At 44.7% G+C, this 11,281-nt stretch carries 10 protein-coding genes; 4 read left to right on the forward strand and 6 right to left on the reverse strand.

Translation table 11 applies throughout. The features are described from left to right. On the reverse strand, positions 1–732 hold a 732-nt coding region (locus tag BACCELL_RS24505), incomplete at its 3' end, for a polyphosphate polymerase domain-containing protein (RefSeq protein ID WP_007214854.1). A gap of 305 nt (positions 733–1,037) precedes the next feature. On the opposite strand from BACCELL_RS24505, the gene BACCELL_RS24510 reads away from it, so the two are divergent. The 3 genes from BACCELL_RS24510 to BACCELL_RS24520 all read left to right on the forward strand — a co-directional run bounded on the left by BACCELL_RS24510 (position 1,038) and on the right by BACCELL_RS24520 (position 4,743). Beyond that, entirely contained in the window at positions 1,038–1,931 is an 894-nt protein-coding gene (locus BACCELL_RS24510) for an electron transfer flavoprotein subunit beta/FixA family protein (protein ID WP_007214855.1), read from the forward strand. Positions 1,932–2,013: 82 nt separating this feature from the next. After that, a complete protein-coding gene (locus BACCELL_RS24515; RefSeq protein WP_007214856.1) occupies positions 2,014–3,033 on the forward strand; it encodes an electron transfer flavoprotein subunit alpha/FixB family protein in 1,020 nt (339 codons plus the stop codon). Between the two features lie 3 nt (positions 3,034–3,036). Then, positions 3,037–4,743 (forward strand): acyl-CoA dehydrogenase family protein, encoded by a 1,707-nt coding sequence (locus tag BACCELL_RS24520; RefSeq protein ID WP_007214857.1) that lies wholly within the window; start codon positions 3,037–3,039, stop codon positions 4,741–4,743. 74 nt (positions 4,744–4,817) lie between these two features. On the opposite strand, the gene BACCELL_RS24525 is transcribed toward BACCELL_RS24520, so the two are convergent. After that, complete coding sequence (locus BACCELL_RS24525; RefSeq protein ID WP_007214858.1) at positions 4,818–5,105, reverse strand: chaperone modulator CbpM; 288 nt, start codon at positions 5,103–5,105, stop codon at positions 4,818–4,820. A 14-nt stretch (positions 5,106–5,119) separates the two neighbouring features. Continuing rightward, positions 5,120–6,073, reverse strand: coding sequence for a DnaJ C-terminal domain-containing protein (locus BACCELL_RS24530; RefSeq protein ID WP_007214859.1), 954 nt, complete (start codon positions 6,071–6,073; stop codon positions 5,120–5,122). 314 nt (positions 6,074–6,387) lie between these two features. On the opposite strand from BACCELL_RS24530, the gene BACCELL_RS24535 reads away from it, so the two are divergent. After that, positions 6,388–8,898, forward strand: coding sequence for a bifunctional glycoside hydrolase family 9 protein/polysaccharide deacetylase (locus BACCELL_RS24535; RefSeq protein WP_007214860.1), 2,511 nt, complete (start codon positions 6,388–6,390; stop codon positions 8,896–8,898). Between the two features lie 197 nt (positions 8,899–9,095). On the opposite strand, the gene BACCELL_RS24540 is transcribed toward BACCELL_RS24535, so the two are convergent. The 3 genes from BACCELL_RS24540 to BACCELL_RS24550 form a co-directional block, all read right to left on the reverse strand. Then, a complete protein-coding gene (locus BACCELL_RS24540; RefSeq protein WP_007214861.1) occupies positions 9,096–10,115 on the reverse strand; it encodes a threonine aldolase family protein in 1,020 nt (339 codons plus the stop codon). A 158-nt stretch (positions 10,116–10,273) separates the two neighbouring features. Then, on the reverse strand, positions 10,274–10,492 hold the full coding sequence (locus tag BACCELL_RS24545) for a winged helix-turn-helix domain-containing protein (RefSeq protein ID WP_007214862.1): 219 nt from the start codon (positions 10,490–10,492) through the stop codon (positions 10,274–10,276). 265 nt (positions 10,493–10,757) lie between these two features. Beyond that, positions 10,758–11,281 (reverse strand): TCP-1/cpn60 chaperonin family protein (locus BACCELL_RS24550; RefSeq protein WP_007214863.1); only part of this gene is annotated, 524 nt, incomplete at its 5' end.

An 11,281-nucleotide genomic window follows, 5' to 3' on the forward strand; every position in this document is an offset into this window, starting at 1 on the left:
GAAACGATTCTGTTTCAAGTTTTCATCCGTCAGTACACAACCCATGCAATATTTACTAAAACCTGCAGGATGTACATGCAAGCGACTTAATATATCGCGGATGGGCGATGATGTACGCCCGTCTCGCTTTAACTCCACCACAGCAAGACGTGGCAAGGCAGCATAATTCCCGTTCACCAGATTTCGGAAGCAAATATCCGTATCAATAGTAAGCCGTTCCGTCATTGCCCGGTTGACAAGAGTAATGCGCTGAAAACGATTCTCCAACTGTGGAGACAATTGCGGCAGCTTGTACCAGGCATACAAAGACAAGAAGTCATCCACACCTTCAGCAGACAGTTCATCAAGAGCAGTGATGCGTATACGCCGCTTGTCCGTGCGACCTTTATTATTCTTATTTTTGACTTCAAGAAAAGTTAATTGGGAAGCAACATAGGTACGTACCCTGATTTTCTCACGTACCGCCCGTCCGTTTTGATGTGCCCGATACATTGCTTTGTCTACAGTATCCAGATAAACAGTATGATAGACAATGTTCCGTTCTCCCGCCACTTCCTGTACACGATAATCGGCGGCAGCATAATGCAAAAGCACAGCCAGCGTTTCCAAGGGCAGCAGATATTTCGTATCCGTCCTGTTCATCAATCGGATACCACTCATTTCTTCCAGCGTGACAGGACCGAATATATCCAGCATTTCCACTATATCCTTCAATATTTCTTCTGTTATCATACCTGCTTCGTTTCTGCGACAAATGTAACCGCAGGAGTGAAACAAAGAAAATAGATTCAACCAACAAGTGATTTTTAACGATAAACACAATCAAAAACGATGTAGTTCTTCTGCCCTATTTTGCTCAAAACCGTTCTGTATGTGCATTTTTTGCCCGCATTTCTTGTCAGAACGAACAGTTTGACTAATTTTGCACGCTGATAATTAGTTAACCGGATAATTTCAGTAGCTGGACACTATGTACCTCCTACTCCTATTCCCGGCACTGACGCTCCAAAGAAATACTAATACTAATAATTAATAACATGAGTTTGAAAATCGTAGTATTGGCTAAACAAGTTCCCGACACACGTAATGTTGGGAAAGATGCCATGAAAGCCGACGGAACCATTAACCGTGCGGCACTCCCCGCCATCTTCAACCCCGAAGACTTGAACGCTCTTGAGCAAGCCCTCCGACTGAAAGATGCACATCCGGGCTCTACCGTAACCATCCTGACAATGGGACCGGGACGCGCAGCCGAAGTTATTCGTGAAGGAATGTTCCGCGGTGCCGACAACGGCTATCTGTTGACCGACCGTGCTTTTGCAGGTGCAGATACCCTTGCCACTTCGTACGCTCTTGCTACTGCCATCAGGAAGATAGGCGAGTATGACATCATCATCGGCGGACGTCAGGCTATCGACGGTGACACGGCTCAAGTGGGTCCGCAAGTTGCTGAAAAGCTCGGTCTGACACAGATCACTTATGCCGAAGAAATTCTGAATGTGGAGAAAACTACCGGACGTGTTGTCGTGAAACGTCACATTGACGGCGGTGTGGAAACAGTAGAAGGCCCTCTGCCCATCGTTATCACTGTGAACGGAAGTGCAGCTCTCTGCCGCCCACGCAACGCTAAGTTGGTACAGAAGTACAAACGTGCTCTCGGTGCACAGGAAAAAGCAGCTATCACCAAAGAAGGTGCTACCCTGCCTTATGCCGACCTCTACGAGAAGTACCCTTATCTGAACATCACCGAATGGAGTGTGGCAGACGTGAACGGTGACCTGGCACAATGCGGTCTCAGCGGTTCGCCCACTAAAGTAAAAACCATTCAGAACATCTCTTTCCAAGCCAAAGAGAGCCGTACACTGACCGGAAGCGACCAGGATGTAGAAGATCTTATTGTTGAACTACTCGCTAACCACACCATTGGGTAGTTAACAAGGCGACAAGAGACAAGGTAACAAGGCATGTCCTCGTCAACTTGTCAACTCGTCACCTCAAAAACTTAAAAGAAATATGAATAACGTATTTGTATATTGTGAGCTTGAAGGCACCGTAGTTGCCGAAGTAAGTCTCGAACTCCTTACCAAAGGACGCAAGTTAGCTAACCAACTGGGCTGCCAACTGGAAGCCGTTGTTGCCGGTACTAACCTTGCAGGCATCGAAAAACAAGTATTGCCCTTCGGCGTTGACCGTCTTCACGTCTTCGACGCTCCGGGCTTGTTCCCTTATACTTCACTGCCCCACTCTTCCGTACTTATCAATCTGTTCAAGGAAGAAAAACCGCAGATCTGTCTGATGGGCGCCACAGTTATCGGTCGTGACCTCGGTCCGCGCGTTTCTTCTGCACTGACCAGCGGCCTCACTGCCGACTGTACTTCACTGGAAATCGGTGAACACGAAGATAAAAAAGCAGGTGTGGTATATGAAAACCTGTTATATCAGATCCGTCCCGCATTCGGTGGTAATATCGTGGCAACCATCGTCAACCCCGAACATCGCCCGCAAATGGCAACCGTTCGCGAAGGCGTAATGAAGAAAGAAATTCTTAACGATAAGTATCAGGGCGAAGTTATCAACCATGACGTTGCCAAATACGTACCGACTACAGACTATGTAGTGAAAGTAATCGACCGCCATGTAGAGAAAGCGAAACACAACCTGAAAGGTGCTCCTATCGTTGTAGCCGGTGGTTATGGTATGGGTAGCCGTGAAAGCTTCGACATGCTGTTCGAACTGGCTAAAGAACTTCACGCTGAAGTAGGCGGCAGCCGCGCAGCTGTTGATGCAGGCTTCTGCGACCATGATCGTCAGATCGGCCAGACTGGTATTACGGTACGTCCGAAACTCTATATCGCCTGCGGTATCTCTGGACAAATCCAACACATCGCCGGTATGCAGGAAAGTGGCATTATCATCTCTATCAATAATGATGAAAATGCTCCTATCAATACCATCGCTGATTATGTAATCAACGGTACGGTAGAAGAAGTGATTCCGAAAATGATTAAGTACTACAAACAGAACAGTAAGTAAGCTATGGCTAATTTTTATACCGAAGTTCCTGAATTGAAGTTCCAACTGAACAACCCGATGATGGAACGTATCTGTGAGCTGAAAGAGCGCGGATACCAAGATAAAGACAAATTTGACTACGCTCCGCAAGACTATACGGATGCAATGGACTCTTATGATAAGGTGCTCGAAATCACCGGAGAAATCACCGGAGAGATTATCAACCCGAACGCCGAAGGCGTGGACGAAGAAGGTCCTCACTGTGCCAATGGTCGCGTAGAATATGCCAGCGGTACGAGACAAAACCTCGATGCTATGGTGAAAGCCGGCCTGAACGGTATGACTATGCCCCGCCGCTTCGGTGGATTGAACTTCCCGATCACTCCGTATACCATGTGCGCTGAAATCGTGGCTGCTGCCGATGCCGGTTTTGGTAATATCTGGTCTTTGCAGGACTGTATCGAAACACTGTATGAATTCGGCAACGAAGATCAACACAGCCGTTTCATTCCGCGTATCTGCGCTGGAGAAACCATGTCTATGGACTTGACAGAACCCGATGCCGGTTCCGATTTACAGAGTGTAATGCTGAAAGCTACATTTGATGAGAAAGAAAACTGCTGGCGCCTGAATGGTGTGAAACGTTTCATCACAAACGGTGACGCTGATTTACACCTCGTACTGGCTCGCTCGGAAGAAGGAACCAGAGATGGCCGTGGACTTTCCATGTTCATCTATGACAAGCGCGAAGGTGGTGTAGATGTACGCCGTATCGAGAATAAGTTAGGTATTCACGGTTCTCCTACTTGTGAGCTTGTTTACAAGAATGCAAAGGCTGAACTTTGTGGTGATCGTAAACTCGGTTTGATTAAATACGTAATGGCGCTGATGAACGGTGCCCGTTTGGGTATCGCCGCACAATCCGTAGGTTTGTCACAAGCCGCCTATAATGAAGGTCTGGCATACGCAAAAGACCGTAAGCAATTCAGTAAAGCTATTATTGAATTTCCGGCTGTATATGACATGCTGGCTATCATGAAAGCTAAGTTGGATGCAGGTCGTGCTTTGTTGTACCAAACATCTCGCTATGTGGACATTTACAAAGCTTTGGATGATATCTCTCGCGAACGTAAACTGACTCCGGAAGAACGTCAGGAACAAAAGAAGTATTCCAAACTTGCTGATGCCTTTACTCCGCTGGCCAAAGGTATGAACTCCGAATATGCAAACCAGAATGCCTATGATTGTATCCAGATTCACGGCGGTTCCGGTTTCATGTTGGAATATGCTTGTCAACGTATCTACCGCGACGCCCGTATCACCAGCATCTACGAAGGTACGACTCAGTTGCAGACTGTAGCCGCCATCCGTTATGTAACAAACGGTTCATACGCTGCTACTCTCCGCGATTACGAAACAATTCCTTGCAGCGAAGAAATGCAACCGTTGATGGATCGCCTGAAAGAGATGACGAATAAGTTTGAAGCTGTCACCAACGCAACGAAAGAAGCTGCAAACCAAGAGCTGCTGGACTTCGTAGCTCGCCGTCTTTACGAAATGGCTGCTGTATGTGTGATGTCTCATCTTCTCATTCAGGATGCAACAAAAGCACCTGAACTGTTTGCAAAGTCAGCTGTTGTCTATCTGAACTACGCTGAAGCTGAAGTAGAAAAGCACTTCAATTTCATCCGCAAGTTCAAAGCTGAAGAACTGGATAACTACCGTAAGTAATTAACCGATTAACTATATTCAAAGAAGGCTGTCTCAAACGAATGGGACAGCCTTCTTTGTCATAAATAGCACCTTTACCGGAACAACCTCAACTGACTGCGCAGCTCATGAAGTTCATTCTGCATCTCCTCCATACGCTGTAACAGATGATGGATAGCATCAATCCCTTCAATATTGATGGACAAGTCATAATACATGCGGCTGTAACGTTCTACGTCCGGTAATTGAGTAAACGTCAGATAACGTTCTCCACCTTCAGTCATTACTTCTATCAAGCCACCTTCCTGTAATAAGTCGATAAACGACGGTTCAATGTGGCACTTGCGACAATATTCGCTGACTATGATTAATTCATTCTGCATAGTGATACCTCCTTTTAGTTCATACTTTGAAGTTTACGGAACAACTCTTTCTGTGCTTCCGTTAAGTTCGTCGGCAGTTTCACGGAATAAGTCACAATGAGGTCACCGAACTGTCCTTCTTTCTTATATACAGGGAATCCCTTGCCTTTCAGACGGGCTTTCGTACCGTTCTGTGTCTCGGGTTTCACTTTCAGCTTTACCTTTCCATCCAAAGTATCTACCAGCTGGTCTCCACCCAGGATAGCGGTATAAAGATCAATGGGAACATCTACATACAAGTCATCTCCCAAACGTTTGAATACCGGATCATCCGCAATCACAAACGTTATGTACAAGTCTCCGGCAGGTCCACCATTCACACCTTCGCCACCGTAACCTTTCAATTTAATGACTTGCCCGTTTGCCACGCCGGCAGGAATGGTAATACGTACATTCTTCCCGTTTACAGTCAACACTTGTTTATGAGTCTGGGCTGCATCACGAAGTGACAGATTCAAATCTGCATGGTAATCCTGACCACGAAAACCTGCATTAGAACTACCACGTCCCCGGTTTCCGAACATAGATTCAAAGAAATCGGAGAAGCCACCACCATGCCCGGAAAATTCCTGTCCATCGGACGAATACCAATAAGATCCGTTACCATCCGTACCATAGCCTGCACCCGAACCGCTACCAAAACCACCAAAGCCACCTGCGCCTGCTTCCTGACGGGCACGCTTCTGCGCTTCAAATTCATCGGCATGCTTCCAATGTTCACCGTACTCATCGTACTTTTTACGTTTCTCAGGGTCACTTAGCACTTCGTTTGCTTCATTAATCGCCTGAAATTTATCCTTGGCAGAAGAATCGTTCGGATTCAGATCAGGATGATATTTACGTGCCAACTTACGGAACGCCTTTTTTATATCATTCTGACTTGCCGTCTTGTCCACCCCAAGGACTTGATAATAATCTATATAAGCCATAGTCTATTAATTTTGTTATTCTTATATACCCTATCACAAATAACGCACCAATCAGGAGTTTTGAATACTAAAATACGTAAACGAAAATTAAAAAGAAGTATTAAAAACAATAATATAAAGATAATCAACATATTAACCAGTAGTAATAGCTTTTACCCATGCTACTCAATTTTCAAAATAATGTAAACGACACATAACATCAATTAATTATTCATACTAAAACTTCCTAAAATAAATAGAAAACGCTTTATTTGTATGTGAGTAATGCAGTCACAGAAAACAATTTTCCCCCAACCTTAATATATTGACTTATTATGAAAAGTAACCATTGGCTACTTACGGTAGCACTCACTTTCATCGTTCTGCAAGTAAAAGCGGATTCATGGATACGTATTAACCAACTTGGCTACTTGCCGCAATCTGTAAAAGTGGCAGTATTTATGAGTGAAGAACCAGCTGACATACAAGAGTATGCACTGATAGACGCCTTCACGGGACAAACCGTCCGAACTTTCAATTCTACCAAAGCAACCGGAAAAATGGGACTCATGAAGAGTACCTATCGTCTGGACTTCAGTGATTTTAACCAGCCAGGAACTTATTATCTGAAAGCGGGAAAAGCGGTCTCACCTCGTTTTCCCATCAATAATCATGTGTACAATGGGACTGCTGACTTCTTGCTGAACTACATGCGTCAGCAACGTTGCGGCTATAATCCCTTTTTGAAAGACAGTTGCCATGTGCACGACGGCTACATCCTGTACCATCCCACCAAAACAGGACAACGCATTGATGTTCGAGGCGGTTGGCACGATGCAACTGATTATTTGCAATATACCACAACTTCCGCCAATGCCATTTATCAGATGATGTTTGCCTATCAGGAAAATCCAAACTCATTCGGTGATTTCTATGATGCTGCCGGGCTCCCCGGCGCTAACGGCATTCCCGACATTGTGGACGAAATCAAATGGGGACTGGACTGGCTGAATCGTATGAACCCTGCTCCCGGTGAACTATATAATCAGATTGCCGACGACCGCGACCATGCCGGTATGCGCCTGCCCAATAAAGATGAGGTAGATTATGGTTACGGTCCGGGTAAAGGACGCCCCGTTTATTTCTGTAGTGGCGAACCTCAGGTACGCGGTCAATTTATGAATGCTACCACAGGCGTGGCAAGCACAGCAGGTAAGTTTGCTTCCTGTTTCGCTCTTGGTGCCCGCCTATTAAAAGACTTCTATCCGGAATTTGCAGCGGAGATTGGTGCAAAAGCGGATGCAGCTTATCAGGAAGGTGTAAAGAAACCGGGTGCTTGTCAGACAGCCTCCGTCAAGTCTCCTTATATTTATGAAGAAGATAATTGGGTAGACGATATGGAACTGGGCGCTATGGAACTTTTCAAAAGTACCGGAGATTTTAAATACCTGGAGCAAGCCGTTGAATACGGACGTCGCGAACCTGTTACTCCATGGATGGGTGCTGACAGTGCCCGCCATTACCAATGGTATCCATTCATGAATATGGGACATTATCATCTGGCAAAAGTACATAACGACCGCCTTAGCAAAGAATTTATCCGAAATATGCATGCCGGCATAGCACGCACCTACGAGAAAGCCGTTGAAAGTCCTTTCATGCACGGCATTCCTTACACCTGGTGTTCCAATAACCTGACAACTGCCATGCTGACACAATGCCGTCTGTATCGTGAAGCAACAGGTGACGAAACTTATAAAGAAATGGAAGCCGGCATGCTTGACTGGTTGTTCGGTTGCAATCCCTGGGGAACCAGCATGATTGTAGAACTCCCTCTATATGGAGATTACCCTTCTCAACCGCACTCTTCATTACTCAACGCAGGTGTAGGAAATACTACAGGCGGTCTCGTAGACGGCCCTGTATACCGCACTATTTTCGAAAGCCTCCGCGGAGTAAACATGACAGGTATTCCCGGTACTCCCGGACAGGATTATGAACGTTTCCAGCCTGACCTGATGGTATATCATGATGCCATTCATGACTACTCCACGAACGAACCGACCATGGACGGAACAGCTTGTCTCACTTATTATCTCTCCGCCATGCAGAAAGAAGGTATGAAGCAGGCGGACATTCAGAGTGATAAGAATGTATATGTAAATGACGGTATCATCCGCACTGATCCATCAAAGAAACAAATAACGCTTGTCTTTACTGCCGCCGATAAAGCAGACGGTGCTGATGCTATTATCAGCACACTGAAGAAACATGGCATCAAAGGCGGTTTCTTCTTCACCGGCGAATTTTATGAGCTTTATCCCGATGTAGTAAAACGACTGCGTGCAGAAGGCCATCTGGTAGGTAGCCACAGCTATGGACACTTGTTGTATATGCCATGGGAAAACCGTGATTCATTATTGGTGACACGCGAGCAATTTGAGCTGGATATGCTGAAGAGTTACGAAGTTATGCGCAAAGCAGGTATCGAATACAAAGATGCTCCGGTATATATTCCGCCTTACGAATATTATAATAAAGAAATTGCCGCATGGGCAAAGAATATGGGTATACAACTTATCAACTATACACCCGGCACGATGAGCAATGCGGACTATACCACTCCGGACATGGGTGCCAAATACCGTAGCAGTAAGTTCATTTATGACAAAATCATGGAGGTAGAGAAAAAAGAAGGATTAAACGGGCACCTGATGTTGATACACTTCGGTACCGACGACCGCCGTACAGATAAGTTCTACAATGGTTATCTGGACAAAATGATTAAAACGCTGAAACGGAAAGGTTATACTTTCGTACCCGTCCTTGAAGCAACAGGAATATAATTCATACCCATAGTTATTATAAAAAGGTTAGTTAAAGGTTATCATGCAAAGGTATTTAAGGTAATATTCAATCGGTTTGTTTTCAGTAGACTTTTTCCCACCCCCAAGGGAAAAAGTTGCAAACCAAAGCTCCATACCTGCGAAGGTCCGGAGCTTTTTCTATTGTCAGATTTAAATAAATGCGTGATAACGAAGAATCAGAAACTATCCTTCACTGCCTGCAACAAAGACTGAATATCTTCTTCTGTCGTATCAAAAGAGGTCACAAAACGAATTTCATTTTCAGCTTCATTCCAGAAATAAAAGAAGTAAGACTTCATCAATCTATCAATAACCGGACGAGGCATAGTCAGGAACAACTGATTACTCTCCATCTTTTGTGTGAATTGTACATCCGGCAATGTTTGCAACCCTTCATATAGTTTACGTGCCATCGCATTGGCATGTGCAGCATTCTTTTTCCACAAATCATCCGTAAGATACGCTGTAAACTGACAAGAAAGGTAACGCAATTTAGAAGCTAACTGAGCCGACTGTTTCCGTACATAGAGCGCTTCCTTTTTCAGGTCCGAATTGAAGATTATTACACTTTCACCTAACATCAATCCATTCTTCGTTCCACCGAAACTAAGAATATCAATGCCACAATCCACTGTCAGTTCCTTGAAGCTGAGATTCAACGCAACACAAGCATTCGCTAAACGTGCCCCATCCATGTGCACATACATACCATATTCATGCGCCAAGGTAGTCAGCGCTTTCAATTCTTCCGGAGTATAGACAGTACCTAATTCCGAACATTGAGAAATATAAACAGCACCCGGTTGAGAATGATGCTGTTCCCCGAAGTTCTTCAGATAAGGACGTATCAACTCCGGCGTCAGTTTACCATCCGGCGTTACAATAGGACGTATCTGGCATCCCGTCATACGGGCAGGTGCCCCACATTCATCTACGTAAATATGTGCAGTCTCCGCACAAAGAATTAAATTATAAGGGCGGGTAGCCAACTGCAAAGCTACCGCATTACTTCCTGTTCCATTGAAGACAAACAGTGGCTCACAATCAGGCGAAAATGTCTCTTTAATTTTGCGAACGGCTTCCTTAGTCCAAGGATCGTCACCATAGCCAACTGCGTGATTTTGGTTTGCCCGGTTCAGCGCCTCCATCACCAATGGATGTACACCGGAATTGTTGTCTGAAGCAAAACTTCTCATAATTATATTGATTTTATCGATAAATAGTTATAGCGTATAAATAATCCTTTAGCTCTAAAAAATATGCAAAGGAACGAAATAATTCGTTAGTAGAAAAAAAGAAGCGTGGATTTTACAATCCACGCTTTCGTTTAGGTTTTCAATCGGTTTTTTCGTTCTTACCCGATATAAACATTCACGCCCAAAAAAATGTAGAGCTCTCCGTCCTCCTGGTGCAATACGATCTTGTCTTCACAAGCTAACCATCCCAGGGCCGCTCCCAGTTCTTTGTCCTTCAGCCCGGACTTTCTCTTCAAAGTCCCATAGTCCCACTTGGCATAATTGCTAAGCAACCTCCAAATTTTGCCTGCGTTCAGGCCGATGTCGCTTTTGTTCATCTCTTTTCGTCATTAAAAAGGTTAAATAATTGATTGGTGATTTGTTTAGGTTATCCTATTATCAGCCTAAAGGTATCACTTTTTATTTATAAAACATAAAAAACGAACAAAAGATATTCTTTTTAATCAAAATTGTAACAGTTTCGTAATAATATACAGGTAATATAAGAAGAAACAGGCCAAAAAAGAGAAAAAAAGACCACAGCCCCTTCAGAGAGATGCTGTGGTCATTTATTATAATTATAAATTCAGGGAAAAACGGGTATTACATCATGCCACCCATACCGCCCATGCCGGGAGCACCCATTGGCATTTCAGGTTTGTCTTCCTTCTTCTCAACAATTACACATTCAGTAGTCAGGAACATACCTGCAATAGAGGCAGCGTTTTCCAAAGCTACGCGAGCTACTTTTGCAGGATCAACGACACCGGCAGCATGCAGATTTTCATATACATCAGTACGGGCATTGTAACCGAAGTCACCTTTACCTTCGCGTACTTTCTGTACAACTACAGCACCTTCTTTACCTGCATTGGCTACGATCTGGCGCAACGGCTCTTCAATAGCACGCTTGATAATGTCAACACCTGTAGTCTCATCGATGTTATCACCTTTGAAACCTTCCAATGCATCGAGTGCACGGATGTAAGCTACACCACCACCTGGTACAATACCTTCTTCAATAGCAGCACGTGTTGCACGTAAAGCATCGTCTACACGATCTTTTTTCTCCTTCATTTCAACTTCAGAAGCAGCACCTACGTAAAGAACAGCAACACCACCAGACA

The sequence above is a fragment of the Bacteroides cellulosilyticus DSM 14838 genome (assembly GCF_000158035.1).
Classification (GTDB): domain Bacteria; phylum Bacteroidota; class Bacteroidia; order Bacteroidales; family Bacteroidaceae; genus Bacteroides; species Bacteroides cellulosilyticus.

Bases quoted from the DNA above. Each gene is read 5' to 3' on its own strand.
- BACCELL_RS24545 (WP_007214862.1), bottom strand. From the start codon at position 10,492: ATGAACAAAAGCGACATCGGCCTGAACGCAGGCAAAATTTGGAGGTTG.
- BACCELL_RS24515 (WP_007214856.1), top strand. From the start codon at position 2,014: ATGAATAACGTATTTGTATATTGTGAGCTTGAAGGCACCGTAGTTGCC.
- BACCELL_RS24520 (WP_007214857.1), top strand. From the start codon at position 3,037: ATGGCTAATTTTTATACCGAAGTTCCTGAATTGAAGTTCCAACTGAAC.
- BACCELL_RS24510 (WP_007214855.1), top strand. From the start codon at position 1,038: ATGAGTTTGAAAATCGTAGTATTGGCTAAACAAGTTCCCGACACACGT.
- BACCELL_RS24530 (WP_007214859.1), bottom strand. From the start codon at position 6,073: ATGGCTTATATAGATTATTATCAAGTCCTTGGGGTGGACAAGACGGCA.
- BACCELL_RS24540 (WP_007214861.1), bottom strand. From the start codon at position 10,115: ATGAGAAGTTTTGCTTCAGACAACAATTCCGGTGTACATCCATTGGTG.
- BACCELL_RS24535 (WP_007214860.1), top strand. From the start codon at position 6,388: ATGAAAAGTAACCATTGGCTACTTACGGTAGCACTCACTTTCATCGTT.
- BACCELL_RS24525 (WP_007214858.1), bottom strand. From the start codon at position 5,105: ATGCAGAATGAATTAATCATAGTCAGCGAATATTGTCGCAAGTGCCAC.